This is a genomic window from Exiguobacterium flavidum, from assembly GCF_003344535.1.
GTDB classification, from domain to species: domain Bacteria; phylum Bacillota; class Bacilli; order Exiguobacteriales; family Exiguobacteriaceae; genus Exiguobacterium_A; species Exiguobacterium_A flavidum.
This window is the reverse complement of record NZ_QPKS01000010.1, coordinates 86,238-112,403: the sequence shown is the minus strand read 5'-3', so window position 1 is coordinate 112,403 and position 26,166 is coordinate 86,238. Positions and strand designations below refer to the sequence as shown.

The 26,166-nt window shown below is 57.1% G+C and carries 21 protein-coding genes, 1 pseudogene and 1 riboswitch; of the genes and pseudogenes, 15 read left to right on the top strand and 7 right to left on the bottom strand.

Translation table 11 applies throughout. The annotated features are described in order from the left end of the window. The first annotated feature begins 43 nt into the window (after positions 1–43). Both DFG60_RS10740 and DFG60_RS10735 read left to right on the top strand, forming a co-directional pair. A complete protein-coding gene (locus DFG60_RS10740) occupies positions 44–799 on the top strand; it encodes a tryptophan-rich sensory protein (RefSeq protein ID WP_232818697.1) in 756 nt (251 codons plus the stop codon). Positions 800–846: 47 nt separating this feature from the next. Next, complete coding sequence (locus DFG60_RS10735; RefSeq protein WP_114571772.1) at positions 847–1,194, top strand: iron-sulfur cluster biosynthesis family protein; 348 nt, start codon at positions 847–849, stop codon at positions 1,192–1,194. Positions 1,195–1,303: 109 nt separating this feature from the next. Here the strand turns inward: DFG60_RS10735 and DFG60_RS10730 are convergent, their stop codons facing one another. Beyond that, positions 1,304–3,346 (bottom strand): putative bifunctional diguanylate cyclase/phosphodiesterase, encoded by a 2,043-nt coding sequence (locus DFG60_RS10730; protein ID WP_114571771.1) that lies wholly within the window; start codon positions 3,344–3,346, stop codon positions 1,304–1,306. A gap of 202 nt (positions 3,347–3,548) precedes the next feature. Between DFG60_RS10730 and DFG60_RS10725 the strand changes: the two genes are divergently transcribed. Then, complete coding sequence (locus tag DFG60_RS10725) at positions 3,549–3,812, top strand: metal-sensitive transcriptional regulator (RefSeq protein ID WP_114571770.1); 264 nt, start codon at positions 3,549–3,551, stop codon at positions 3,810–3,812. Positions 3,813–3,870: 58 nt separating this feature from the next. Here DFG60_RS10725 and DFG60_RS10720 read toward each other — a convergent pair whose 3' ends face one another. After that, on the bottom strand, positions 3,871–6,048 hold the full coding sequence (locus DFG60_RS10720; protein ID WP_114571769.1) for a phosphodiester glycosidase family protein: 2,178 nt from the start codon (positions 6,046–6,048) through the stop codon (positions 3,871–3,873). A 139-nt stretch (positions 6,049–6,187) separates the two neighbouring features. On the opposite strand from DFG60_RS10720, the gene DFG60_RS10715 reads away from it, so the two are divergent. The 3 genes from DFG60_RS10715 to DFG60_RS10705 all read left to right on the top strand — a co-directional run bounded on the left by DFG60_RS10715 (position 6,188) and on the right by DFG60_RS10705 (position 8,444). Beyond that, positions 6,188–6,718, top strand: coding sequence for a YceI family protein (locus tag DFG60_RS10715; RefSeq protein WP_114571768.1), 531 nt, complete (start codon positions 6,188–6,190; stop codon positions 6,716–6,718). 44 nt (positions 6,719–6,762) lie between these two features. Further along, positions 6,763–7,572, top strand: coding sequence for an SMP-30/gluconolactonase/LRE family protein (locus tag DFG60_RS10710; RefSeq protein WP_114571767.1), 810 nt, complete (start codon positions 6,763–6,765; stop codon positions 7,570–7,572). Positions 7,573–7,715: 143 nt separating this feature from the next. Next, complete coding sequence (locus tag DFG60_RS10705) at positions 7,716–8,444, top strand: MBL fold metallo-hydrolase (RefSeq protein WP_114571766.1); 729 nt, start codon at positions 7,716–7,718, stop codon at positions 8,442–8,444. 43 nt (positions 8,445–8,487) lie between these two features. Here DFG60_RS10705 and DFG60_RS10700 read toward each other — a convergent pair whose 3' ends face one another. Beyond that, positions 8,488–10,074: a glycoside hydrolase family 13 protein gene (locus DFG60_RS10700; protein ID WP_114571765.1), complete on the bottom strand. Its 1,587-nt coding sequence runs from the start codon at positions 10,072–10,074 to the stop codon at positions 8,488–8,490. A 158-nt stretch (positions 10,075–10,232) separates the two neighbouring features. On the opposite strand from DFG60_RS10700, the gene DFG60_RS10695 reads away from it, so the two are divergent. The 6 genes and pseudogenes from DFG60_RS10695 to DFG60_RS10675 all read left to right on the top strand — a co-directional run bounded on the left by DFG60_RS10695 (position 10,233) and on the right by DFG60_RS10675 (position 14,669). Then, on the top strand, positions 10,233–11,426 hold the full coding sequence (locus tag DFG60_RS10695; protein ID WP_114571764.1) for an aminotransferase class I/II-fold pyridoxal phosphate-dependent enzyme: 1,194 nt from the start codon (positions 10,233–10,235) through the stop codon (positions 11,424–11,426). A gap of 56 nt (positions 11,427–11,482) precedes the next feature. Further along, positions 11,483–11,587: riboswitch (SAM riboswitch) on the top strand. A gap of 94 nt (positions 11,588–11,681) precedes the next feature. After that, positions 11,682–12,176 (top strand): annotated as a pseudogene (locus DFG60_RS13865) (methionine ABC transporter ATP-binding protein); the annotation flags it as partial. Between the two features lie 144 nt (positions 12,177–12,320). Beyond that, positions 12,321–12,695, top strand: coding sequence for an NIL domain-containing protein (locus DFG60_RS13860; protein WP_408608665.1), 375 nt, complete (start codon positions 12,321–12,323; stop codon positions 12,693–12,695). Then, positions 12,685–13,350, top strand: a complete 666-nt coding sequence (locus DFG60_RS10685) for a methionine ABC transporter permease (protein ID WP_114571762.1) — start codon at positions 12,685–12,687, stop codon at positions 13,348–13,350. The genes DFG60_RS13860 and DFG60_RS10685 overlap by 11 nt, the downstream gene beginning before the upstream one ends. 30 nt (positions 13,351–13,380) lie before the next feature. Beyond that, positions 13,381–14,190 (top strand): MetQ/NlpA family ABC transporter substrate-binding protein, encoded by an 810-nt coding sequence (locus DFG60_RS10680; protein ID WP_114571761.1) that lies wholly within the window; start codon positions 13,381–13,383, stop codon positions 14,188–14,190. An 80-nt stretch (positions 14,191–14,270) separates the two neighbouring features. After that, positions 14,271–14,669 (top strand): VOC family protein, encoded by a 399-nt coding sequence (locus tag DFG60_RS10675; protein WP_157964534.1) that lies wholly within the window; start codon positions 14,271–14,273, stop codon positions 14,667–14,669. Between the two features lie 68 nt (positions 14,670–14,737). On the opposite strand, the gene DFG60_RS10670 is transcribed toward DFG60_RS10675, so the two are convergent. Next, positions 14,738–15,616 (bottom strand): CAP domain-containing protein, encoded by an 879-nt coding sequence (locus tag DFG60_RS10670; RefSeq protein ID WP_114571759.1) that lies wholly within the window; start codon positions 15,614–15,616, stop codon positions 14,738–14,740. Between the two features lie 426 nt (positions 15,617–16,042). Here DFG60_RS10670 and DFG60_RS10665 point away from each other — a divergent pair, with 426 nt between their 5' ends. Continuing rightward, positions 16,043–16,399 carry a hypothetical protein gene (locus tag DFG60_RS10665; protein ID WP_114571758.1) on the top strand — a complete coding sequence of 119 codons (357 nt, stop codon included), beginning with the start codon at positions 16,043–16,045 and terminating at the stop codon, positions 16,397–16,399. 33 nt (positions 16,400–16,432) lie between these two features. Here the strand turns inward: DFG60_RS10665 and DFG60_RS10660 are convergent, their stop codons facing one another. From DFG60_RS10660 to DFG60_RS10650, 3 genes are all read right to left on the bottom strand, one after another. Beyond that, positions 16,433–19,180 carry a chitobiase/beta-hexosaminidase C-terminal domain-containing protein gene (locus DFG60_RS10660; protein ID WP_114571757.1) on the bottom strand — a complete coding sequence of 916 codons (2,748 nt, stop codon included), beginning with the start codon at positions 19,178–19,180 and terminating at the stop codon, positions 16,433–16,435. Positions 19,181–19,312: 132 nt separating this feature from the next. After that, positions 19,313–19,501 carry a DUF2188 domain-containing protein gene (locus DFG60_RS10655; protein WP_114571756.1) on the bottom strand — a complete coding sequence of 63 codons (189 nt, stop codon included), beginning with the start codon at positions 19,499–19,501 and terminating at the stop codon, positions 19,313–19,315. Positions 19,502–20,005: 504 nt separating this feature from the next. Continuing rightward, the gene (locus tag DFG60_RS10650; protein WP_157964533.1) at positions 20,006–20,707 is read right to left on the bottom strand and encodes a polysaccharide deacetylase family protein; all 702 of its coding nucleotides are present in this window, start codon (positions 20,705–20,707) and stop codon (positions 20,006–20,008) included. 138 nt (positions 20,708–20,845) lie between these two features. Between DFG60_RS10650 and DFG60_RS10645 the strand changes: the two genes are divergently transcribed. After that, a complete protein-coding gene (locus tag DFG60_RS10645) occupies positions 20,846–22,888 on the top strand; it encodes a thioredoxin domain-containing protein (RefSeq protein WP_114571755.1) in 2,043 nt (680 codons plus the stop codon). Positions 22,889–23,084: 196 nt separating this feature from the next. Continuing rightward, positions 23,085–25,991, top strand: coding sequence for an SH3 domain-containing protein (locus tag DFG60_RS10640; protein ID WP_114571754.1), 2,907 nt, complete (start codon positions 23,085–23,087; stop codon positions 25,989–25,991). The last annotated feature ends 175 nt before the right edge of the window (positions 25,992–26,166 follow it).

Sequence of the window (26,166 nt, the reverse complement as noted above, 5' to 3'; positions counted from 1 at the left end):
ACCGCTTCGAGCGGGTAAACCTCCTACAAAGGGGGTTTTCTTTTTGACATCCATTACCGCGAAAAAAGAACGATCGGTAAGCAAGTCCTGGGTCTGGCTGAACTGGGCGGGCTTCGTCATCATGGTGACGGCGAACATTCTCGATGGCGGACGGACGGGACGCATCTCGGACACGATCGATACGCTGTTCAAGCCGGCCGGTTACGTCTTCTCGATTTGGGGACTCATCTACGCGCTGCTCCTCGTCTGGCTCATCCTGCAGACGATCCCGAAGTTCAAGGAGAACGAAATCAGCAGAAAAATCGGTCCCTGGTTCTTCGTCAGCTGTCTCGCGAACGGCGCCTGGCTCGCCATGTTCTCGATGAAATGGTTTCCGGCCTCGCTCATCGTCATGTTCGTCCTCTTGCTGTCGCTCGTCGTCATCTACTGGAAGATCGACAGCACGACGAAGAACCTGCGCTTCAAGGCCCCGTTCTCGATCTACATCGGCTGGGTCAGCGTCGCGACGATCGCGAACGTCTTCCTGCTGATGGAGACGTCCGGCAACGACGTCCTTCTCGGATTCGGCGATGCTGAGTGGACGATGATCATGCTCGGCGTCGGCGTCGCGCTCGCCCTGCTGTTCATGCTCGGCAACAATGACCCGATCTATCCGCTCGTCTTCGTCTGGGCCTATATCGGCATCAATGCCGCGTCAGACAACGGTCTCGTCAGCACCGTCGCGCTCGTCTCCGTCATCGTCCTGATCGCCGGATACCTGCTCCTGCTGCTCCGCCTGCGCAAGAAGCAGACCGCTTGAAGTGACGGCTCATAAGGCGTACGCTAAAAGAAAAAGGGGTGTTCCTGATGGAATTGACATTCACACCATCAGCCATCGAGCGGATCGATGCGTTGAAGCAGGATACGGAAGGCAAGCTTCATCTCTTCTACGACACGGAAGGATGCGGATGCGGCAATTCAGGCATCTTCAGCATCCGCTTCGTCAAGGAGGCGACGCCTGAGGACATCACGATCGAGTCGAACCTCGGTCCTGTCCTCGTCAAACGCTGGTCAAGCCACTTCCTCGACGAGAAGATGACGCTCGACTACAACGCCGAAAAACTGTCGCTCGTCCTCAAGAGCGACGGCCAATATTTCAACAACAACGTGCTCGTCACCGACCATACCGGTTGCCAGTTGACGGCTCGCTCATAAGTAAAGACAGAGGGACCACCTGCCACGGGTGGTCCCTCTGTCTCGTTTAGGAAACGAAAAAAGCAGCCGCCCTATTGAATGGCGGCTGCTTTCAAACATCCGGACGATTTCACTCCCCGGACGCCTGTCGTTCGATATAGTGTTGGTTCAAGTCGTGCGCATTGACGGGACGGCTGTAGAAGTAGCCTTGCCCGTAATCACAGCCGAGCTTCTTCAGGAAGTCATGCTGCTCCTGTGTCTCGACCCCCTCTGCGACGACCTCGATCCCGAGGTTCTTCGCAAGCTGGATGATCAATTCGGTGATCGCACTTCCCTGCTGGTCATGCGGCACCTCGTCGATGAACGATTTGTCGATCTTGAGCGTGTCGATCGGCAGATGCTTCAGATGGGTCAGAGAGGACAGCCCTGTCCCGAAGTCGTCGAGCGCGATGCTGAAGCTGAGCTGTTTCAGCTCGCCAAGCATCAAGAGCGCCCGGTCGAGATTCTCCATGACGGACGTCTCCGTGATCTCGAGCTGGAAGTGGAGCGACTCCTCCTCGCCTTGATAGCGCTCGATGACGTTCCGGATCATCAGGTTGTGCGATTCCGAACGGAAGTGGGTCGCCGACAGGTTGACCGCGACGTTCCGGATGAAGTGGCTCTCCTTCCGCCAGGCGATGAGCTGCTCTGCTGTCTGTTCGAGCACCCATTCGGTCAAGCGGTGGATCAAGCCGTACTTCTCCGCGAGCGGGATGAACTCGGCAGGCGAGATGAACCCGAGCTTCGGATGATTCCAGCGAATCAGCACCTCAGCCTGTTCGACCTTCCCTGTCGCAAGCGCCACCTTCGGCTGGTAGAGAAGACGGAACTCCGCGAAGTCACGCATCGCACGCCGGAGCGACCCGACGATCTGCTGCTCGCGCTGTTCCGAATGCTTCGCTTCTTCGTAGATGACGTAGCGGTCACGTCCTTCGAGCTTTCCTGCGCGGAGGGCGCTCTCGAGTCGGCTGATCCGTGTCTCGAGCGCTTCTTTTTTTGAAGCGGTGATGACACCGATCGTCGCCGTCAGGTAGATTTCCTGTCCGGCAAGAGAGATCGGCTTGCGGATGACGTCGAGGAGGGACTTCAGGATTTCTTCACGTTTTGCGTCCTGTTCGATACGTTTGATCAGGAAGAACTGTGTCCCGTTGTATCGGATGCAAGCCTCATGAAGGCCGAGCGTTCCGTTCAGACGATTCGCCATCTCCTGGACGACGATGTCTCCCTGATCGAATCCGAACGCGTCGTTCACCCATTTGTATCCATCGAGGTCGACGAGATACATGTCGAGCTGATGGCCGCTCCGGGCGTATGTACTGTCGTATCGTTCCATGTTGTGATCGAGCCATCTCCGGTTGTGCAGACCTGTCAAATGATCGGTGAACGCCATGATCTGCAGCGCCCGGCGTTCGAACCGCACGTAGAGCACGGTGATGACGAGAAACGTCAAGAAGGCAGGGACCGCGACGTTCCCGAGGATGTTCGAGACGACCGGACCGTCGCCGATCCGGGCCGCCGCTTCGTCAGGAATGCAGAAGAAGGAGCCGTACATCCCCGTATAGTGCATCAGGGAGATCGACAGGCCCATCAGGCCGGCGACCGGCATGAGGACGACCTTTCGCCGGACGTTCCGCAGAATATGGAACAGCATGAGCGCGACATAGGAGACGCTTACGGCGATCAGGACCGACAGCGCAAAGTATGTCCTGTCGTAACGGATCTCGCCCCCGAAATCCATCGCGCTCATCCCCATGTAATGCATGAGCGCGATCCCGCTTCCCATCAGCGTCCCGGCAAATGCGATCTTCAGGCGGTTCCGTTCCGAATGGTGCAGGACGTAGAAGGCGATCCATGCCGCGACGATGGCCGGCAGGAGCGACAGCAGCATCAGCGTCCAGTCATAATGGATCATGACCGGCAGGCGGAATGCGCCCATTCCGAGGAAATGCATACCCCAGATCGCGATTCCCATGGTCAGTGACGAGACGAGCAGGGCGCGCTTACGCATACCGACCGTCTGTGCCAGCCTGCGGTTCAATTCGAGCGAGGCGTAGGATCCGATGATGGCGACGATAATGGACAAGAGCACGAGTTTCGGCTCATAATATTTTGTTAGGACGATCCAGTGTTCCATATGATTGCCTCATTTCAGATTCAAGGAATTCATTCATCTATCGGCCATTATCGCCTTTTTTTCAGTATTTCGATAAAAAAACATCACATTGCCACAATTCGTTCCCCTTTTTCCGGCCGAGTCGGCAGGATTGACATCATACCCAAGTGGGCATAGCATAAGTATAAAGATATTGTCGCTCTCGAACGAACGGAGGAACATCATGGATTATGATCAGAAAATGAAGAACCGCGTCAGCCGCATCGAAGGGCAGTTGCGGGGAATTTTACGTATGATGGAAGAAGGACAGGATTGCCGCGACGTCATCACCCAGCTGTCGGCTGCCCGGTCCGCGATCGACCGTACGATCGGTGTCGTCGTCAGCTCGAACCTCATCTCATGCGTGCGTGAATCCGAGGAGAACGGGGACAACCAGACGGAAGAGATGGTGAAGGAAGCCGTCAACCTGCTCGTCAAGAGTCGCTGAACGATATACGAAGAGGGGATGTGCCGCGGCACATCCCCTTTTGGCGTCATTCTGCTTTTCAGTACTGTACGCTCAAGCGGTCGAGATAGACACGGCTCTCGCCCGACTTCCCGCGTTTTTTGGCGTCCGTCTCGACGAAGTAGACCGACTCGACGCGAAGCGGCGCCTTCCATGCCGGATCGAGCTTTCCGCTGACCGTCCGCCAGCCGCTCCAATCGACGCGGCGCGCGAGGTCTACGGTGTGCGCCTTCCCTGCCGCGTCGCGGACGACCGTACGCAACCAAGGCGCCTTCTTGTCGCCGTACACATCGAGCGAGATGGAACGGGCCGGGTACTTGATGACCCAGCCGGGCGACTTGATATACATCGCTCCGTTGGCCGACTTCCACCCTGAATAGGAGTAGATGAAGGCCATGCTCTTCATGCCGCTCTTCTTGACCTTGTCCGACAATTCGACGCGATAACTTGAGACGTAAGGTGAGACTGCGCTGTACTTCCCTTTCTCGAAGCTGTCGATCACCTCATTCGTCTTTCCGATCAGGACCGGCAACTCGGCCGTCTTGCCGCCTGCGCTGACCGTCACCTTCGACGTCCCGCTCGACTTCACTGCGGTCACGAGTCCGTCCTTCACCGTCAGCCCGCTTCCGGCCGTCCAGCTGACCGCACTGCCCGGGACGGTGACCGTCCGCGTCCCGACCTTCGCAGACAATGTCAGTTTTCGCTTTTCTCCCCGCTTCAACAGGAGGGTTTGTCCGGCATTGACCGAAAGAGACGTTAAACGGTCCGTCACCGGGATCGTCACTGTCTTTCTCGCGCTGTCGACCGCAAGCGTCCCGCGCCACGTCCCGGGCTTGAGCGGAGCCGCAAGCGTCAGCCCTGACGCAGTCCCTGAGTTGCTCAGCCGGAACGTCTTCGTTCTCGGGTCGATCGGCTCACCTGCCGTATCAACGAGTTTGACCCCGAGCGTCCGTTTCTCACCGATATACATCGTCTCCGTCCCGCTCACTTGTATGCGTTCGGCGATTCCCGTCGGGCGGGCGGTCGACGTCAGGAGCAGACCGTTCGTGACGGAACGGCTGCGCCCGTCTGCCGGATAGTTGACGGTCGCGAGACCGAGCACGCCTTCCCGGCGCACCATCAGTTCCGTCGATCCCCCTCCGTCCAGAGCGATGGCGTCTACTACTCCTTCATCTCGAATACGATTAGCGAGTTCCATCATCGTCATCCCTCTAGAAAAGCTCTTCCCCTGGTCGACGGATAGGATTTTGACCGTCCCGTCCGCCTTCAGTCCGATTGCCGTCCGAGCTTTAAGAGCGGTCATGACATACTTGTCATGCTGTTCCGAAAGTTGCGCGAGCGTCTGCGCCTGTCCCTCCCTGACGAGCCAGTTATAGGAAGAGATCGCCTCTTTCACATCGTTTCGGAGGGCGAGCGTCGTCATGTCGCGCAAGTCGAAGCGGAACGACACCTCCTCCCCTTCGAGCGCAGCAAACAGAAGCCGCTCCCGCACCGTCCCGAAAGCTGCGAGGACGACGCCGTTCTGCGGTATCTCGATCCCACTTTCATAGGACGGATAGACGGCCTTGACCTTCGCCTCGACCGTTCCGCCGAGCGGCAGCTCGACGGGCGCATCCGCTTCGAGCACGACCAGTGCCCCGTTATCGATGAACGACTTCTCCGGATCGAGGATCGCCAATCGTCCCGACGCGTTATGAGCGCGCGTGAACAGAGCGATCCGGTTGTTCAGGCTCTCGTTCCGGTTGAGCGAATGGATCATCAGCGGATTGCCGTCCCCTGAGAACGTCCCGATCATCGCATAGCTCCCGATTTCCGGCCGCCCGCTTCCCCCAACCGTGAAGGAGGGGAACTTGAGTGCCGATTCCTTGACGGTATGACTGACGAGAGCCCGGTTTTCCTGGATCTGCAGGCCGATCGGCAACCCGGTTGCGACACGGTACATGTCCCCGTTGATCGCAGCGACGACACGGTGCCCCTTGTCGACGTAGCGCTTCGCCTGCGATGGGATCGTCTCCGTCGCGAGCACCTTATCCCGTGCCTTCGTCGTGACCCAGCGCCCTGTTCCCGCCGAGACGGTCACGGACTGGACACGTTTTGGTCCTGTCACGTCCTCGACTTCATATGTGACGCCTCGTGCCGGTTGTTCCGCAGAAACGGTCGGGCTGACCGCGAGTGCCATCACGGCGAACGGTACCACCCATTTGTTTTTCTTTACCATTTTCCATCACCTCCCTCTAATTATCATTTTCTGACAAACTTTTTACAATGTATTTTATTTTTAATATGTTTTGAATTCAAGATATTACGGGTAGAAGGAGTGAGAAACCTATCTTTGACACTCCAAGGAGGAACCGATGATGCCGAACTATCAAATCGACCAGGACCACAGCTCGATCCACTTTTCTGTCAAACATATGATGATCGCCAAGGTGCGCGGCGAGTTCCGCGAGTTCCGTTTCGATTTGAACGGGGACCCGGATGCGCTCGAGCAGGCGTCCGTCACTGTCCACATCCCTGTCGCCTCGATCGACACGCGAAGTGCCGACCGCGATGCCCACTTGAAATCAGCCGACTTCTTCGACGCCGAGAAGTATCCGGAGATCACGTTCAAGACGAAGTCCTTCCGCAAGCTGTCAGACGACGAATATGAGGTGACGGGCGATTTGACGATCCGTGACGTGACACGCGAGGAGACGTTCAAGGTCGAGTACGAGGGCAGCGGATCCGATCCTTGGGGAAACACGCGCTCCGGTTTTGAGGTTGAAGGGAAGATTAAACGGGAAGACTATAACTTGACGTGGAACGTGGCGCTCGAGACAGGCGGAGTTCTTGTCGGCAGCGACATCAAAATCCAGCTGCATCTCGAGGTCGTCCACGGTAAAGAGTGAAATCCGGCCGTCCTCCGGGCGGACCGGCCAAGGAGGAAATGATCATGGTAGAACGTTTTATCGCGACAGCCTGCAAGACAGGTGAGTCGCCTGTGTACGATGAGAAGACGGAGCGTTTCTATTTCGTCGATATCCCGAACAAGATTTTGTTCGTATATGATCTGGAAAAAGAGATGCTGAAGCCGCATCAGCTGCCGAGCGCCGTCACGTCGATCGCGCTGACAGGCTCTCCTGACGCCCTGCGCGTCACGTCGGCCCACGGATTCGGTACGTTCGACGTCCAGACTGGACAATTGTCGCTCGAGAAGCAGCTCGATCTACCGGCCACTGACCGGATGAATGACGGGAAGCTCGATCCGTCCGGTCAGTATGTCGCCGGCAGCATCAACGAGGCGGATGGCGGACGTCAGGAGACGGCATCTCTCTTCCGCTTGCGCAATGACGGCACGGTCGACGTGCTGCTCGAGGGTTTGACGAACTCGAACGGACTCGTCTGGTCAGCGGACGGCAAGACGCTTTACCATATCGACACGCCGACGAAGCGCATCATGGCGTATCCGTACGACCCGTCCGGCCCGCTCGGCGAAGGACGGATCGCGGTCGACCTCGAAGGTGAGGACGGTTTTCCGGACGGGATGACGCAGGACAAGGACGGCAATGCATGGGTCGCCCACTACGCCGGCTCGCGCTTGACGCACTGGAACCTCGACACAGGCGAGAAACTCGGTCAGGTTGATTTTCCGGTCGAGAATCCGACCTGCCCAATCCCTTACAAGGACGGGTTGCTCGTCACGACCGCCGCGAACGGGGACGACTCGAAGGATGCCGGTGCGGTCTTCCTCGTTACACCTTGATATCGCTCATCTTGAGATGAGAATACCGTGCCTGAATCATCAAGCGCGGTATTCTCTTTTTCTGCTTCCCCTCATTTCTCCAGCTGGACGAGCCTTTCGAAAAAGGCGATACTCAAAGTAATATGTTCGAGAGGAGCCTAAACATGCGGATCACGACTTCCGGGCGCCTGCGCCAGCTACGCACGACGCCTTCGTTCTTCCCCGTCAACTGCTATCTGTTCGAGGAAGCAGACAGCCTGACCCTGATCGATACCGGCTTATCCTTCAATGCGAAGAGTCTCCACCGGTATATCAAGCAGCAGGAGAAACCGCTCAAGGCGATCATCCTGACACATGCCCATCTCGACCATGTCGGCTCGCTCGATAAATTGATGCGCCTGTTCCCGCTCGCTGAGCTTTCGATCAGCTCGCGAGACGCCTTGATCCTCGCAGGAGACCAGACGCTCCAGCCGGGTGAGACAAGGCCCCTCGCCGGCAGCCTGCCTAAAGGAATCAAGTCGCGCCCCGACCGCCTGCTCGAGAACGGTCAACAGGTCGGAAGCCTGAGCGTGATCGCCTCTCCTGGCCACACACCGGGATCGATCTCACTTTGGCATGAAGGGAGCCGGACGCTGATCGCGGGGGATGCCTTCCAGACGCAAGGCGGCCTCGCCGTGTCCGGTGACACCCGCCTCACCTTCCCGTTCCCTGCGATGGCGACGTGGGACAAGGAAGTGGCGCTCGCGAGCGCCCACCAGCTCGCGGAACTCGGTCCCGAGTTGCTCGCGACGGGACATGGTCCGATGATCGAGCAACCGACGCACGAGATGCAGGAAGCCGTCGAACGCTTCGAACAGCTCCTCCACCCGCGATCGGAGACGAAACATACATGACGAAAAGGAGACGGATTCCAACTTGGAACCCGTCTCCTTTTCGTCAAAGCATGTACAGCCGCGCCTCATAAGGCTGCAGGATGGTCGCACAGCTATCCGGATAATTCGAGATCATGCACTCACCGTCCGGGCAGTGGACGGATTCCGTCTCCTCGTCCCGGATATTGAGGACGATGCGCCACGTCGTATCGTCGAGCGTCCGCTCGTACACGTACAGATAGGGATCATTCGGGGCAAGGTCCCGGTAAGTACCGTACACCATGACGGGATGTTCCTTGCGCATCGCCGTCAGCTTGCGATAGAAATGCAGGACCGAGTCCGCGTCGTCCTCCGCCGCCTCGACGTTGATCTCCTCATAGTTCGGATTGACGGGAATCCACGGTTGTCCAGCCGAAAATCCAGCGTTCCGCGAGGCATCCCACTGGACCGGCGTGCGCGAGTTGTCGCGCGCGAGCAGCTGCATCGAGGAGAGGACCATCTCGGGAGCCTCCCCGTTCTCGATTCGCTCCTTGTAACGGTTGCGGAAGGCGACATCCGGATAATCCTCTGCCCGGTCGAACCGCATCCCGGTCATCCCGATCTCCTCCCCCTGATAGATATAAGGGATCCCGGGAAGCGTGTGGAGCATCAAGCCGAGCAGCTTCGCGCTCTCGACGCGGAACTTCTCGCTTCCGAACCGCGTCACTTGCCGTGTATGGTCATGATTGTTCAGGAACTGGGAAGCGACGCCCTTCGGATAGAGCGCATCGAACCAGCGCTGCTGGATTTGTTTGAAGCGCGGCAGATCCATCGTCGTCATGTCGTCAGCGACCTCGAAGTGGAACAGCGTATGAAGCTCCCCCCGGTCCTCGCCGACATAGAGCAACCCGTCCTCCGGCCCGACGAACGGAATCTCCCCGACCGTGAACAACCGATCGAGCCCGACTTCCCGGTTCATTTCCTGCAGGAAATCATGGATGCCCGGCTGATTCGCGAGATACGACATCTCGAACGGGTCAGCGACATCGGTGAACTCCCGCTTCTTGATCAGGTTGATGACGTCCATCCGGAAGCCGTCGATCCCCTTGTCGACCCAGAAACGCATCATCGCGTAGATGGCTTCACGGACCTGGGGGTTCTCCCAGTTCAGATCCGGTTGTTCCTTCGCGAACGAATGGAAGTAGTACTGCTTTCGTTCCTCGCACCACGTCCATGTGCTCGGGGCGAAGTAGGAGCGCCAGTTCGTCGGTGGTCCCCCTTCTTTCCCGTCCCGCCAGATGTACCAGTCGCGCTTCGCGCCGTTCGCTTTCGAATCCGCAAACCAGGCGTGCCGGTCACTCGTATGATTGACGACGAGGTCCATGATGACCTTCAGGCCTCTCGCCTGCGCCTCGCGGAACAGCTGCTCGAGATCCTCCATCGTCCCCGCCTTCGGCATGACTGCCCGGTAGTCCGAGATGTCATAGCCGTTGTCGACGTCAGGTGAGGCATAGCACGGGTTCAGCCAGATGACATCGACACCGAGAGACGCGATATAATCGAGCTTTTGCGTCACCCCCCGGAGGTCTCCATACCCATCTCCGTCCGTATCGAAAAAACTCCGCCAGTACACTTGATAGACGACCGCTTCCTTCCACCATGCCACTTCCATCGACACACCTCCTGATCCGTTTCCTTAAGTCTACCAAATGTTGGCTTCCCCCTCCGTTACAACTTCCCGTTTTCGTGATATTTTTCAGAAAATTCTTTTCTTTGTTTTTGAAATCAGCTATTCTTTTCCCTAAACAGAAAAAACAGGGGGAATCGACCATGAAACAGTTCACACCATCGCGCGCCATCGCGCGCCTGCCCGACCAAGTCTTCGCAACGCAGGCGAACCGGATCGCCGCTGTCCGGAGCGAAGGACACGATGTCATCCTGCTCGGACAGGGGACACCTGACCAGCCGACTCCGCCTCATATCCTCGATGCGCTCAAGGAGGCGATCAGCGTCTCCTCGAACCTGCAGTACCCGCCGTTTCGCGGTCATGACTTCCTGAAGGAGGCCGTCGCCGCCTTCTACCTGCGCGAGTTCGGCGTCGAGATCGACGCGTCAACGGAAGTCGCGATCCTGCTCGGGAGCAAGGCCGGGATCGTCGCCCTCCCGCAGACGATCGTCAATCCGGGCGAGTCGGTCATCGTACCGGACCCGGGTTATCCGGACTACCTGTCAGGCGCGGCTCTCGCCGGAGCCAAGGCGGTCCCGCTGCCGCTCCTCGAAGAGAATGCCTTCCTGCCGGACTACTCGCTGCTCGACCCGCATGACGTCGCGAACAGCCGGATGCTCTTCCTCAACTACCCGAGCAATCCGATCGGCGCGACGGCGACAGCAGAGGCGTTCGAAGCGACCGTCGCCTTCGCTGACGCGAACGACATTTGCGTCGTGCATGACCTCGCTTACGGCGGCATCACGTTCGACGGGCCGACCCGGAGCTTCCTCGAGACACCGGGCGCGAAGGAGACCGGGATCGAACTGTTCTCCCTCTCGAAGCGCTTCAACATGTCCGGCTTCCGCATCGCGTTCGCCGTCGGCAACGCGTCCGTCATCTCGGCGATCGAGACGTATCAGGACCATCTCTATGTCAGTGCCTTCACACCGGTCCAACTCGCAGCGGAGGCCGCGCTCCTCTCGTCCCAGGACTGCGTGACGAACTTGAGCGACCTCTATCAGGCACGGCGCGACGTGCTGTTCGCGAAGCTCGAGGAGATCGGCTGGGATGCCCCGCTCTCCGGCGGATCGTTCTTCGTCTGGCTGCCTGTCGCGCCCGGCTACACGTCGCAGCAGTTCGCAGACAAATTGCTCCACGAGGCGCACGTCGCGGTCACACCGGGACATTTCTTCGGAGAATACGGGGAAGGATACGTCCGTCTCAGCCTGATCGCGGACGCATCGCGTCTCGCCGAGGCGATCAACCGGATCAAGGTGCTCGGCCTGTTCACGCCGGCAGATGTCATTAAATTCTGAAAAAAGGTTTGACAACAGGAAATGATTTCCGTAAAGTAATTTTCAACAGCATACACCACTTATCGAGAGAGACCGAGGGAATAGGCCCTAAGACGTCCGGCAACCCCCATTTTGGGAAGGTGCCACATCCTACAGAACGCCTGCGTTCTGAGAGATAAGTTACGAAGATGTCCTTTCGTCGCTTTTTTCTGGTTGCTCTCGATCAGAAGGAAGCGGCTTTTTTTGTTTATTTTTTGTAGAGGGGGTCGAACAAGCGTGATCACATTCAAGAACATCACGAAGCAATACACGAAAGGCACACATTCCGTCGATGCCCTGAAAGACATCGATTTGACGATTCATCAGGGCGAGATCTTCGGCATCATCGGGGCATCCGGGGCTGGGAAGAGTACGCTGCTCCGCCTGATCAACGGGCTCGAACGTCCGACGGCAGGCAGCGTCGCCGTCGGGAACCTTGCCCTCGACGGTCTGTCGAAGCAGGAGCTCCGCCATCTGCGGCTTGACATCGGGATGATCTTCCAGCACTTCCAGCTGATCCAGTCCCGGACCGTCGCGGAGAACATCGCCTTCGCCCTGAAGGCGGCCGGCGTCAAAAAGACGAAGTTCGCCGCCCGAATCAATGAGCTGATCGATCTCGTCGGCTTGATCGGACACGCGGACAGCTATCCGAGCCAGCTGAGCGGCGGACAGAAGCAGCGCGTCGGGATCGCCCGGGCGCTCGCGAACGACCCGCGCGTCCTCCTTTGCGACGAGGCGACGTCCGCTCTCGATCCCGTGACGACGCAGCAGATCCTCTCGCTGCTGAAGGACTTGAACAAGCGGCTCGGATTGACGATCGTCCTGATCACGCACGAGATCGAGGTCGTCAAGCAGATCTGTGACCGTGTCGCCGTGATGGACGCTGGGCGGATCGTCGAGACCGGACCGACCTTCTCGCTCTTCTCGGAGCCGAGGCATCCCGTGTCGCGCCGCTACGTCGACATGGCGCTCCAGATCGAACTGCCGGACGAAATCCTCAAACGGGTGCCAGGAAAAGTCATCCGTCTTCAGTTCACCGGCGACAAGACAGGTGAGAGCACGCTCTCGTCCGCGATCAAGCAGTTCGACATCAACGTCAGCATCCTGCACGGCAAGGTCGACTACATCCAGGACCAGGCGTTCGGCGTCCTGATCGTCAGCCTGACCGGGACGGCGCTCAAGGTCGATGCAGCGATCGAATGGCTCGATCAGCAATTGCACGCGCTGGAGGTGATCGACTATGTGGCTTGATCGCATCATCGATATCCTGCCTGAACTCGCAAAGGCGCTCGGCGAGACCGGCCTGATGGTCGGCATCTCGCTCTCGCTCGCCATCCTGTTCGGCATCCCGCTCGGCGTACTGCTGTTCGTCACGGACAAGGGACTGTTCTTCGAGAACCGGACGCTCCGCTCCGTGCTCGACTTCGTCGTCAACATCGTCCGCTCGCTTCCGTTCATCATTCTGCTCGTCGCGCTCATCCCGTTGACGAACCTGCTCGTCCGGACGACGATCGGTCCAGGCGCCGCTGCCGTCAGCCTGACGGTCGCAGCCATCCCGTTCCTCGCACGGCTCGTCGAGACGTCGCTCCGTGAAGTACCGCCCGGTCTGATCGAGGCGGCCGAGGCATGCGGCGCTCGTCCGCTGCGCATCATCGTAAGCGTACTTCTTCCGGAGGCGCTTCCTGGTATCATCCAAGGCGTCACACTGACACTGATCAGCCTGATCGGCTTCTCGGCGATGGCCGGGATCGTCGGAGGCGGAGGCGTCGGTGACCTCGCCATCCGCTTCGGTTACTACCGGTACGACAATGTCATCATGTTGACGACGATCGTCGTCCTGATCGTCATCGTCCAGCTCATCCAGGCGACGGGGAACCGCTTCGCCCGCATTGCAGACAAACGCTAAAAAAACATAGAGAAAAAGGGAGAGATCACTTTGAAAAAACGATACGCACTTCTAGCTACTGGACTACTTGGAGCCGCTCTTGCCGGCTGCGGCGACTCGGGTGCTGAAAAGAACGATAAGGCAATCAAGATCGGAGCGACGAGCGGACCTTACAGCGACATGGTGAAGAAGGCCATCCAGCCGCAGCTCGAGAAGAAGGGGTATGAAGTCGAAATCGTCGAGTTCAGCGACTACATCCAGCCGAACATCGCGCTCGCGAACGGCGACATCGATGCCAACCTGTTCCAGCATTCGATCTATCTGAAGACGTTCGCTGACGAGAAGAAGCTCGACTTGACCGGCCTCGTCACGGTCCCAACCGCTCCGATGGGTCTCTACAGTTCCAAGTACAAGACGCTCGACGACGTACCGAAGGGCGCCGAGGTCGCGACACCGAACGATCCGACGAACCAGGCGCGCGCGCTGCACATCCTCGAGGATGCCGGATGGATCGATTTGAAAGACGATGCCGATCCGCTGACCGTGTCAGAGAAGGACATCGTCGAAAATCCGAAAGGCATCGTCATCAAACCGCTCGAAGCCGCACAGCTTCCGCGCGCGGTCGACAGCGTCGACGTTTCCGCCGTACCGGGCAACTTCGCGCTCGCGGCAAAGTTCGATCTGCTAGACGCGCTCGTGCTCGAGAAGATGGACGAGCAGTACCGTAACCTCGTCGCGATCAAGACGGCGGATGCGGACAAGGCTCTCGCGAAGGATTTGAAGGCGGCCGTCGAATCGGACCAGTTCGACAAGGTGATCGACGCATCGTTCGAAGGATTCAGCAAACCGGAACGAAACTGACATTCAAAGTTATGCCTGTCGCAATCAGTATGGTAGACTAGTCTCATCCGTCCACTATGGACCACAAAATAGGAGACAATATGAAAACATTCATCCCGTTTTTGATGTATAAGGGAAACGCATCTGAAGCGCTCTCGCTCTATCAGAGCCTGTTCCCTAACTGCCGCTTGATCGAACGCCAGACCTATGCCGACGGAAAGGTCCCGGGCAACCCCTCGCATATCTTGCGGGCGAGCCTCGAGATCGACGGTCAGCTGATCTACCTATCGGATTCGCTTCAAGTGAAACGGGACGATGCTTTCGTACCCGTCCTCGTGACGATGCAATGCGAGGCGAAAGAGGAAGTCGAACGCCTCTTCCACGCCCTCAGCGAAGGCGGTCAAATCGTCATGCCGCTCCAGGACCAGTTCTGGAACGCGACACATGCGACCGTCATCGATCGCTTCGGCATCACGTGGCAGCTCTTCTATCCGCACTGAACAAAAAAGCATCGACGTTTCCACCCATCACCAGGGTCGACGTCGATGCTTTTTTCATGCCGTTCTCGTCACGGTGTCCGGAAATTGACCGTGTAGTACGGCGTGTCGCCGCGGAAGGCGACGCCAGTGTCAGCCTGCGTGAAGGCACCGTTCAGGATGTTCACCCGGTGTCCTTTCGAGTTCATCAGGCCCCAGTGTGCGGAGAAGACGTTGACATACCCCATCGAGAGGTTCTCGCCGGCTCTCGAGAAGGTGATTCCAGCCGCCTTCATCCGATCGAACGGGTCCTGCCCCTTCAGGTTCGTGTGGCTGAAGTAGTTGTTCTTCGCCATGTCCGCGCTGTGCGCACGCGTGACCGGATTCAGCTTCGTATAGCTTCCGAGCTTCCCCTTCTTATAATCGGCCCGCTCCCAGTTCATCAGACGGAGCATCAGCTTTTCGTCTGCATAACGGAGCCCGCTTGACGCCTTTCCATAATACCCGCTCTTCGCCGCCTCGACCGTCTTCGGAATCGCGAGCGTCGCCTTGACCTTGTCGCCGTCATGCTGGTCGAAGAAGTACGTCACGTAGTTCGATCCCTTCTCATAGACGGCAGCATTGTCGAGATTCAAGCGGTAATAGACGTTTCCCTTCTTATAAGAAGTGACCTTCTTCCAGCCCTTGTTCGCAAGCGTCGTTTCCGTATCCTTGTTGAGGACGGCTCCCTGCGTCGTGATGCCATTTTTCGAACGGTACTTGCCGTAGCTGATTCCGTCCTTCGAGAGCGAAACATACTCCTCCGTCCCCGATTTGCGCACATGCCACCGATAGCCCGGATATTCGCTCGCGTAGCTTACGATGAGCGAACCGCTCTCCTTCGGGTAGCTCGCCTCCACCTTTTCTGCCGGCGTATATTCAAGAGTGAAGACTGCAGCTGCAGCCATTCCTCCGATCAACCATTTCTTCATGTCGTTTCCTCCTTTTGCCTACCCGTCTTTCGGGTCTTCCTCAATTTTATACAAAAGGGGAATGGACTGGAATAGTGTGACGTCATTCGTCTTGATATTGAAATATTCACAGCTTGATTTCACATTTACGTCACATTTTCGACACTTTTCAGAAAATAGGTCTGACCTTAAGCGCAGAGCCACTTCTCCACCGACACTGTTCAGTTAATGAACCATTCATTCACCAAACGTTAAAATGCGTGAACATTCTTTTATTTCCCATTCTCGAATTTCGGGTTGAACTTGCCCGAACACCCCGCTAATATTAGAACTCGGGTGCAGGCACATCATGATTTCCTCCTAGAAGCCTCGCTCCTCATTTTTGCTTTCCTCTTACATTCAGGGCACACTTCCGTGCAATCTACACTTTTCGAAAAGGAGAAAAACATGCCATTACTGTACTTCATGTATGAATCGATCTCGGTCCCTTCGATCCAGCAGTACCTGTTTTCCGGTTGGATGCTGCTCGTCCTCCTGACCGTCTCATTCAGCCTCGCTCACGCCCATCCGAACACAAGGGTGACGCAACGCTTCGGACTCGAACTGCTCGTCCCCGGCAGCGGTAATCTGATGAATCGTTCTTTTCTGCCAGGGTTCACCACGATCGTGAGCCTGATCATCGTCCGCTTCATCTATATGTTCGAAATGCTCTCCCTGCAGTCCACCCTCATGGCGACGTTCGTCGTCAGCGTCATCTCCCTGGCCTATTCGCTCTTCAAAAAACACGAAAAAGCGGAGCAGTGAGCTCCGCTTTATCTATTAAAAGCCTATTCCAAATCAGAACTTGTCCGTCTCGCCGAGCTTCTTGCCGCCAATCGGCGTCAGCCAGAGCGTACCTTCCTTCTTCGTCTTCACTTCGATATACGGCGTATCCTTCATGACGCGAAGTTCCAGGAGTTCACCTTGCTGCAAGCCGTGCGTCTCACCGACCTTGATCCATGTCGAACCGACCTTGTGCTCGATCACGTTATGGACGCCTTTTTGCGTGACGCGCCAGTCGCCGATCACAGCTTTTCCGTCGACCGCCACTTGACGCTCGACGCCTTCGATCGAGATGATCGCCGGGTCGTGATCGCTCGCGCTTCCGTCCGCTTCCATATAATCCGAGTTGATGTTGACGATATCCGACTCCGTCAGCGCCTTCAGGCGGTCAGAGATGAGGATATGGTCGAGTACTTGTGCGTTCCCGTTGTAGATGTACGAGTAGCGCTCGTTCTCCGGCAGGTCGTCGACCGTGTTGTAGAGGACGTCACCTTTAAGGATGTCGAGCGTCTTCGAGAACTGGAAGTCGTTCAAGTCGCCAAGTACGACGACGTTCGGCTCGTCGATCTCTTTTTCAAGCGATTCGACGAAATCGTTGACGATGTTCGCGATCGCGTGGCGCTGTACTTCGCTCTTACGGACGACCGGCTGGTTCTTGCCGAAGTCAGCCCCGTCGCCGCCCTTCGAGTTGAAGTGGTTGACGATGACGTGGTACGACTCGCCCTTGAAGACGAACTCGCCGACGAGCGGTTTACGCGAGCTCTCGAAGTTCGGGTCGTTCGGCTCGATCCGGCCCGGGTTGTGCGAGAGTTTGCCATCCTCGACCTTGACCGCCTCTGTCGCTGATCCCTTCTCCCCTGCTGCGAGCTGGACGCGTGCCGGGTTATAGAGGAATCCGACGCGGATGTTTCCGCCCGGCTGCCCGCCATCTTCTTTATCAACTGGCGCGATGTCCGTGTACGCATAACGGACACCAGTCTTTGCTTCGATCGCAGCGATCAATGTCTCGAATGATTTCGACGCATCGACCGTGCCGCTGTCCGTCGCACCGTCGTTATCCTGCATCTCCGTCAGACCGACGATGTCCGGCGTCTTCAGGAACTTCGCGATTCCTTCCGAGACGCGATCCACCTTGCCAGCGTCCGCCGTCGAAGCGAAGTTCTCGACGTTGTACGAAGCGATCGTCAGACGCGAGTCGTCAGTCGCGATCGTCGTCGGTTTACGGTCGACTTCACTTGTGATGAGTGTCGGCAGATTAGCCGCCTTCGTCAACACTTTATAGGCCGAGTAGTTGTAGCTCATGACGCCTTCGATCGTTCCTTCGAAGCGATCGCCCGCTTTCGCGCGGTAAGACGAGCTGCCCATCTCGACGAATAGTCGCTCCGGGTTCGCGTTATCGGCTTGCAGGATCGGCGTCCCGCGCTTCGTGTAGAGCTTGTCAGTCGTCTGTGTCCGGACCGGGATCGTCCGGTTCGCCTGTGGTCCCGTGACGATCGCGTTCGGAAGTGCGACGCGCATTCCTTCCAGGCTCTCATACAGGTCGATTGCATCCTCTTCCGGGTCGAACTGCGCGAACGCGTCGTTATCGATGACCTTCGTCGGAATGAGGACGCCGTCGCCGCCAAGGACGATGCTCGCAGGCAAGCCTTCGTTGAGTGCCCCTTTGACGAGGTTGACGCTGTTGATTTCAGTCACGGCGAGGTCCGTGTCGAACTTGTCGCTGTAGCCGCCAAGAATCCATTCCTTGACGAAACCTGTCGTCGAGACGGCCTGTCCGACTGTGACGCCGTGGTTCGGCGCATAGACGAGGATTCCCTCAGACGTCTTGCTGTCACTGTCCGCGTTCGGGTCCTGCATGTAGAAGTTGCTTCCGTCAGCGACATATGTGACGATACCACTCGTCCGGACTTTCTCGCCCTCAAGCGGTGAGCGCTGCGAAGCTCCTTGGATCGTGCTGATCTTCGTGATCGGTGGAGCGATGTAATATTTGAATGAAGATACGGCAGACGACTTCCCGTCCTTGATCGCGATCGCCTTGACCGTGATCTCGTCGTTGATCGTGATCGCTTCCGAGTAGACCGGGCTGCTGGCCGTCGGTGTCGAACCGTCAAGCGTATAGTGGATCACGCCTTCAGCAGAAAGCGTCACCTTCGTTCCGCGCTCGACTTCGCCAGTCGGCGTCGCTGTCGGTGCGACGACGATGTCGCTGTCGCCGGATGCGGTATGTGTGCCAAGCCCAGCAATCGTATCGACCGGGAGTTTCGACCATTGCGTCGCGTCATATGCCGTGACGCCGTTTACGACCGCTTCGCTGCGGACGAGCGTCGTATCCTTCGCGAAATCGCTCGAAGACCCGATCGGTCCGATGATGTCAACGATCGCGTCCCCTTTCTTCAACGCGACCGGATCGTTCCCATTGAAATTGAGTGAGCCTGTCGTCTGCTGTGCCTTCGCCTTAATGTCAGCGTTTGCACTCGAGTTCGCGATGACGAACGTCTTGCCCGGTTCGATCGTGCCCGACAATGTGATCTTCGCCTCGGTCGGTCCGCCGTTCGTGTATTGAATCAATGCATAATCGGACAGGTTGATGATCTGGCCTGATCCGTTAAAGATTTCGATTGCCTTGTTGTTGCTCGATCCTTCGATGTACTCTGACAAGATGACGCCTTCGCCTTCTGCCAATACCGCACCAGCCGGCGGTAAAACGCCTGTTGCCAGTACTCCCACTAATGCCCATTTCCCAATCGTGCTGCCGTATTTCATGAATGAACCTCCCAGACAGAAATTGTTAGTGCTCTCTTATATTATCAGATATTTCTTTATCTGGTGTATTTTTTTCGTAAAAAAAGATGTCATCCTTCGTAAATCGAAGATATGACATCGCTTACATTGTTTTCATCGTTCGTTTTTTCCATTCTTATGGGACTCGTACCATTTCTCGGCCTGCGACGTCGCGATTGGAATCGCCCGCCCTTCATCGTATCCGTCACGGAGCAATGCGTTCGCGATTTCGATTGCCTTCTCGCGCAGTTCCGGATCGAAGTTCTTGAATGAGTCCGGATAGTTCTTCTCATTCCATGGCATGTGTAAGCACCTCCTTTTTCAGAGGATTCCCTAAAAAAGGCACAAAAAAAACGCCCTATGGCGTGAGTTCTTTTTGGTTGTCATCGAATCGGGGATTACAGGTGATCAAAACACCTGAAACGACGAAAGCCCTACCTCTCTTTCGTTGTTGCGGCTCCTAGGCCGCGCCAGCTGAATCAAGCGTTTTAGCGAGAATCAAGATGCGCATCAATGGCGCTACTGGGATTTTTAGAAAATGACTCGGACGAGTCGCGAAGTATCGTGGGAAAGGTTTATCTTGCTAGGTTCCCCGTGCTCGCGCACAGGACAAAATAAAAGCGATGACTTATGTCTGACATGGTGGTCAGTAAGGTCTAAAAATCCAGACCTGATATGTGGTTGTTTTGGGTTAAGGATTCTCACATGAGTGATCATCCCCGATACATGACTTCCTGTAATATAACATAGGGTATTTCATAAAGTCAATGTTTTTTAGGAAACAGGATGGCTGACGCCACCCCGTACTCATTTCTTCGCCGGCCACTTCGCGAAGAAGCTGTAGGACGTCTTCGCCTGCTGCACAGTCCGGAAGGCGGCCTTCTTCTTCTCGGATACGATCCACTTCTCGAGGATGACGGGGTCCGTCGCGTGATCGTGCATCAGGACGACGGCAGCCGTTCTTCTTTCTGCCGTTCGCTCCAAACCGAGCGCGACGCGTTCGAACGTCACTTTAGGACGTTTCGCATATCGCCAGTCCTCGCTGTCGACGTTCCAGTCCCAGATCCGAAAGCCTGCCGCCTCCATCTTCTTGATGTGCTCGGACGTCATCTTCGGGACGCTGCCGTACGGGACGCGTACATCGTACACATTCTTGCCGGTCAAGCGTGCGACGATCACCTGCGTCTCCTTCATCTCCGCGACTGCGGAGGCAGGTGTCTTATAGAACAGTTTCGCGTCATGCGTCATGCTGTGAAGGCCGATCGCGTGCCCCTCCTTGGCGATTCGCTTCAGCAAGGTCGGATAGCGCTTCGCGTTCCGTCCGGTCACGAAGAACGTCGCCTTCACCTTCTGCTTCTTCAGCACGTCAAGAATCGCGGGCGTCCGATCATCCGGTCCGTCATCGAACGTCAGGTAGACGTAGCTCGCTGAATGATAATCCGTTTTCGCCTCTGCCGGCATCCCCATGCCAAGCACCAGCACCACGATCAATATGATCCCCTTTTTCATACCTTCCCCCCTCTTTCCTTCATTGTAAGTCATAAGACCCATACACCCCTGTTTTTGAATCATTTGTCCCAGTCGAGTTGTACGCGTCCTTTGAAATGGGTATCGTGAAAGAGAACTGACACTGAAGGAGGCATCATCATGCAAACACGCCATTCCGAACGATATAATTGGCTGATTCATTCGAAATCGCCTTATCTGCTTCAACATGCCGAGAATCCGGTCGACTGGTACGAATGGGGAGAAGAGGCGTTCGAGCGGGCACGGACGGAAGGCAAGCCGATCTTCCTGTCAATCGGCTATTCGACCTGTCACTGGTGCCACGTCCTCGCCCACGAGAGCTTCGAGGACGCGGAGACAGCGAGTGTCCTGAACGAGCGCTTCGTCTCGATCAAGGTCGACCGGGAGGAGCGGCCTGACATCGACCAGATCTACATGACGGCAGCCCAGCTGATGAACGGCCAGGGCGGTTGGCCGCTCAGCGTCTTCATGACGCCGGACCAGACCCCGTTCTTCATCGGGACCTATTTCCCGAAGAAACCCCACTTCAATCAACCGAGTTTCACGCAGGTCATCGTCCAGCTCGCGCACCATTATTCGGACGACCCGGCGAAGGTCTCGCGAATCGGACAAGAGGTCAAGGAGGCTCTCATGCACGTCTCAAGGAGCGACGGCCGTCCGCTCGACGAAGACGTCCTCCACGATGCGTTCGACCAGCTGATGCGCGAATTCGACACGAAAAACGGCGGTTTCGGCGGCGCACCGAAATTCCCGTCACTCCCCTTGCTGTCCTTCCTCCTCGAATATCATCGCTACGCCGAGGATGAGACGGCGCTCCAGATGGTGATGCGGACGCTGACCGCGATACGGGAGGGCGGCATCTACGACCAGGTCGGCTTCGGTGTCGCCCGGTACGCCGTCGACGCGGCGTGGGAGATTCCCCACTTCGAGAAGATGCTGTATGACAACGCCCTGTTCGCGTTCTTGTGCGCCGAGACGTTCCAGCTGACCGGCCGGCCGCGCTTCCGCGTCTACGCCGAGGAAGTGTTCCTCTATATCGAGAGCGTCATGACGTCGCCTGAAGGGGCGTTCTATTCGGCTGAGGATGCCGACTCGGAAGGACGCGAAGGTACCTTCTACGTCTGGCAAAAGAGCGAAATCGATGAGCTGCTCGGTCCCGATTCCCTGTTCGCGAAAGCCTACGGCGTGACCGCTGAAGGGAACTTCGAAGGGGCGAACGTCCTGCGCCGGACGGGACAGGACTTCAATCAGCTCGCTGAGCAGGCGGGGCTCGATCCGCGCGCGCTGATGGCGCAGCTCGCGTCCGAGCGCCGCACGTTGCTTGCCGTCCGCAACACACGCACCCGGCCAGGCCTTGACGACAAGGTATTGACGTCACAAAATGCATTGATGATCGCCGCGTACGCCCGCGCCTCCCGCGCTTTCGACGAACCGGTCTATCTTGAGAGAGCACGGCGCGCTGCCCGCTTCATCGAGGAACATCTCGTCGTCGACGGACGCCTGATGGTCCGCTGGCGTGACGGAGAAGTCAAAGGGTTCGGCCTGCTTGACGACTATGCCTATCTTGCCTCCTCCTATCTCGAACTGTATGACGCGACGCTCGACGTACGCGACCTGCTTCGGGCACGGGAGCTCGTCGATGATGCGGTCCGGCTGTTCTACGATGACGCTGCGGGCAGCTTCTTCTTCACCGGCACCGACCAGGAGGAGCTGATGATCCGCTCGAAGGAGCATTACGACGGCGTCCTCCCGTCCGGAAACAGCGTGATGGCGAGGCTGTTGCTGCGCCTGAGCCAACTGACCGGTGAGACGGACTATGAGGAGAAGGCATTCCGCCTGTTCAGCTCGACCGACGTCCGGTCCCAGCCGACAGGCCATGCGGCGCTCCTTGAAGCCTACTGCCTGACAGAGCACGTTCGGCGTGAACTGATCGTGCTGACGGCCGACGACGAGGACGCCACTGCGTTCCTCTCGCGTCTAAGAAGGAAGCATCTTCCGGAACTGGCCATCCTGACCGCCCGTTCCGGCCACGATCTCGCATGCGTCGCGCCGTTCGTGGCAGATTACCGGCGCGAAGGACCGACGACCGCTTACTTGTGCGAGAACTTCGTGTGCAATCTGCCGACGTCTGATCTTCCTTCGATCGAACGCCATATTCACTGAACCTTTGACACCCATCCCGAGGATGGGTGTTTTTTCAATTACTGATTTACTCTTTTTTATAAAATTTCAAGTTTTCATTAAAACCTCCTTACATTTAGTCGATAGTAGAGATGAGAATCATCCATCACCTTAGAATCCATCACATCTCAGAGACGACAGCAACCTATGCCTGACAAGACCTAGGAGGTTTAAGAGATTGAAGAACTTTTTCCCCATCACGGTGCGGCGACTGATCGCGCTCTTGCTCGTCATCGGTCTGTTCAGCACTGTGACGCAGACTGCCAATGCGGCGACTACGCCGTGGACGAGCTATAAAACGAACACAGCTACAGTTCTCTATAATGGAACCGGCTCGACGAAGAAGGTGCTCGCAACGGTCCCGAAAGGAACGCTGCTCAAGTCGAACTATCTGTCGATCAGCGGTACTTACCGCAAGACCGTCTATGCGGGCAAGACAGGTTACATACCTTTGAAGTCATTGAGCGAGTACAGCACGATGACCAAGATCGCAAAGACACGTTTCCTCCTGTCAGCTGACGTCGCGATAAAAATGTCGGCGAAGTCGACAGCGCAGACGTTGAAGACGTTCAAGAAACGCGACGTCTACTACACATCGACTGTCATCAAGAACCCGTACGGCGAATCGTGGCACCGCGTCGCGATCGACGGCAAACTCGGATTCATTCCAGCCGGAAAAGGAACGGTCGTCCCTTATGTCACGCTCCCTGCTGACGCGCTTGTCACGAACGTCAGCACATCCCTTCGTTCTTACGCAGGTGTGGCGTACGGCGCTCTCTCAAGCGTTCCTAAGGGTGCTTCGCTTTCAGCGAGCGGCAAGTTAGGCGACTGGTATCGCGTAAGCTACAACGGCAAGATCGGCTACGTTCTGATGGCACATACCCTGGCTGCGAGCGTAAAACAATCCACGCCGGTGAACTACCTGCTCAGCCAGAGCACGGCGGTCAAGTCTGCGGCGCGCTCAAGCGCTTCGACGGTCAAGACGCTCACTTCGGGGAATGTCTATGTCACCTCTTCTTCCGTCAAGGATGCAAGCGGGAAGGTATGGCACCGGGTTTCGATCGATTCGAAGACAGGCTATATTCCGGCCGGTTCAGGAAAAATCATCGCTTCGACTTCTTTGAGCGGGAAATCCTATAAGACGACGGCGTCGACGCTGCTCCGTTCATATGTCGGAAGCTCCTACGCTGCCGTCAAGACGGTCCCAAAAGGCACGCTCGTCAAGCCGACGGTGAAGATCGGCAGCTGGTACCGCATCAGCTATGGCGGGAAGACGGGGTACGCCTATGGTTCTACCCTCTCACCGGTGACCATGAGCTCGGTGACGATTCCCGGGACACGTTTCATCACTGAAAGACCGACGGCTTTCATGTCGAAGATCGACGGAACGGGACGGACTCTCCTTACGCTCGGTACAGGCAACACGGTCTATACGACGAAACGCGCGACGAGCATCTCGGGGAGAGACTATATTTTAGCTAAGGTGAATGGAATGAGCGGTTATCTTCTGCTCAGCAACTTAAAAGAAACGACCTACAGCATGATGCCGAAGACGATGTACCAGCCGGTCTCGACTGCATCGGTCCGCTCGTACGCTGGACCTGCCCATTCCGTCATCGCGACGGCGGACGGCAATGACCGCCTCATCGCGACCGGACGGATCGGCGACTGGATTCTCGTCACCCTCGACGGGAAGAAGGGATACGTCGCGAGCTCGGAACTGGAGGCGGCAGAAGTGCTCTATCAAAAAGAATCGGCCATCTATTTGACGGCTTCGACCGTCAACCTGACGAGCGCGCCGGGATCCGGCAATCTCGTCGCGACCGTCCCGGTAAACAACCACGTCCTCAGCCAGCAGACGGCATGGACGCCGGACGACAAGCATTACGTGAAGGTGAGCATCAACGGCGCGACAGGATGGATCGAAAAGCCATTCCTCGTCCCGGCGATCCGTGAGACGCTCAGCAAGGAACTGCTGACGAGAACCGAGGCATCCCTCTATGCTTATGCAGGCACGGCGCACACGAAGAAAGCGGACGTCGAGAAGTCGGTCCGTCTCAAGGCGACTGCGAAAATCGGAAACTTCTACTACGTCTCTCACGAAGGCACGTACGGCTATGTCCCGAGCAGCCAGGTCGTCACGGCGCTCGCGAAGATGAGCGTCTATGAAGCGTCGAACGTGCCATACACGTACGATCAGTTCGTCGCGACACAGATGACACGGACGCCGCAGACGGATAAGTACCGGACGAAGGTCCTCTATGTCTCAAAAGGCTACATCAAGCTCGGTGGCGCCATCTCATCTTACGGCGGACCGGGTTACGCGATCAGCGGCGTCAACCTCCGCCTGACACCGGACGAGACGCTCTCGCCATCGAGCCTGTTCAGCTCGCTTTTGAAGAACGCGACTGTCAAAGTCTACGCGGAAGAAGGTAGCTTCTACAAGATCACGGCGACATGGATGCACGCGCTTAAAGGCGACGTCTACGCAGCGGCCGACCCGGTGCGGGTCGACAAGACATCGAAGGAATACTTCCAGTTCCTCGACCTGTCTAAGAGCGTCGGCGTCCCGGCCTCGACACTCAACAAGCTCCTCGTAGGAAAAGGCATCTTCGAGAAGTGCACGTACGGCGCATGCGGACAGGCGTTCATCGACGGCGGCAAGCTGTACGGCGTCAACGAAGCCTATCTGATCTCGCACGCATTGCTCGAGACGGGCAACGGTACGTCGACACTCGCGAACGGCGTCATATATAACGGACGGAAAGTCTACAACATGTTCGGTATCGGCGCGGTAGACAGCGATCCGCTCGGTGGCGGCTCGAAGCGCGCTTACGAAGAAGGCTGGTTCACACCGGAGGCGGCCATCATCGGCGGTGCGAAGTTCATCGGTGAAGGCTACATCCACAACAGCTATCCGCAAAACACGCTCTACAAGATGCGCTGGAATCCGGTAGCTCCTGGCGTCCATCAGTACGCGACGGACATCGGCTGGGCTTCGAAGCAGACGACGCGCATCTATGACATGTATCAATCACTCGGAACGTACACGGCGATCTTCGACGTGCCTGTGTTCGTGAAGTGATCACCTTTTAAGAGGATGACTCAAAAGTCGATCAGTAAACGAAAACCGGGAGTGGACTTCTAATCCACTCCCGGTTTCTCGTTCAGCCGACATCACTCGTTCCACTCGACTCCTGCAGGAAAAAGCGCGATAGTTCGCGCTGTCAGAGACAGACAAGACCCGGATTCCCTTTCCG

Coding starts and splice junctions, on each gene's coding strand:
- DFG60_RS10710 (WP_114571767.1), top strand. CDS start 6,763: ATGGTAGAACGTTTTATCGCGACAGCCTGCAAGACAGGTGAGTCGCCT.
- DFG60_RS10705 (WP_114571766.1), top strand. CDS start 7,716: ATGCGGATCACGACTTCCGGGCGCCTGCGCCAGCTACGCACGACGCCT.
- DFG60_RS10670 (WP_114571759.1), bottom strand. CDS start 15,616: ATGAAGAAATGGTTGATCGGAGGAATGGCTGCAGCTGCAGTCTTCACT.
- DFG60_RS10685 (WP_114571762.1), top strand. CDS start 12,685: ATGTGGCTTGATCGCATCATCGATATCCTGCCTGAACTCGCAAAGGCG.
- DFG60_RS10655 (WP_114571756.1), bottom strand. CDS start 19,501: ATGCCATGGAATGAGAAGAACTATCCGGACTCATTCAAGAACTTCGAT.
- DFG60_RS13860 (WP_408608665.1), top strand. CDS start 12,321: ATGGACGCTGGGCGGATCGTCGAGACCGGACCGACCTTCTCGCTCTTC.
- DFG60_RS10645 (WP_114571755.1), top strand. CDS start 20,846: ATGCAAACACGCCATTCCGAACGATATAATTGGCTGATTCATTCGAAA.
- DFG60_RS10715 (WP_114571768.1), top strand. CDS start 6,188: ATGCCGAACTATCAAATCGACCAGGACCACAGCTCGATCCACTTTTCT.
- DFG60_RS10665 (WP_114571758.1), top strand. CDS start 16,043: ATGCCATTACTGTACTTCATGTATGAATCGATCTCGGTCCCTTCGATC.
- DFG60_RS10730 (WP_114571771.1), bottom strand. CDS start 3,346: ATGGAACACTGGATCGTCCTAACAAAATATTATGAGCCGAAACTCGTG.
- DFG60_RS10720 (WP_114571769.1), bottom strand. CDS start 6,048: ATGGTAAAGAAAAACAAATGGGTGGTACCGTTCGCCGTGATGGCACTC.
- DFG60_RS10660 (WP_114571757.1), bottom strand. CDS start 19,180: ATGAAATACGGCAGCACGATTGGGAAATGGGCATTAGTGGGAGTACTG.
- DFG60_RS10700 (WP_114571765.1), bottom strand. CDS start 10,074: ATGGAAGTGGCATGGTGGAAGGAAGCGGTCGTCTATCAAGTGTACTGG.
- DFG60_RS10695 (WP_114571764.1), top strand. CDS start 10,233: ATGAAACAGTTCACACCATCGCGCGCCATCGCGCGCCTGCCCGACCAA.
- DFG60_RS10675 (WP_157964534.1), top strand. CDS start 14,271: ATGAAAACATTCATCCCGTTTTTGATGTATAAGGGAAACGCATCTGAA.
- DFG60_RS10725 (WP_114571770.1), top strand. CDS start 3,549: ATGGATTATGATCAGAAAATGAAGAACCGCGTCAGCCGCATCGAAGGG.
- DFG60_RS10650 (WP_157964533.1), bottom strand. CDS start 20,707: ATGAAAAAGGGGATCATATTGATCGTGGTGCTGGTGCTTGGCATGGGG.
- DFG60_RS10735 (WP_114571772.1), top strand. CDS start 847: ATGGAATTGACATTCACACCATCAGCCATCGAGCGGATCGATGCGTTG.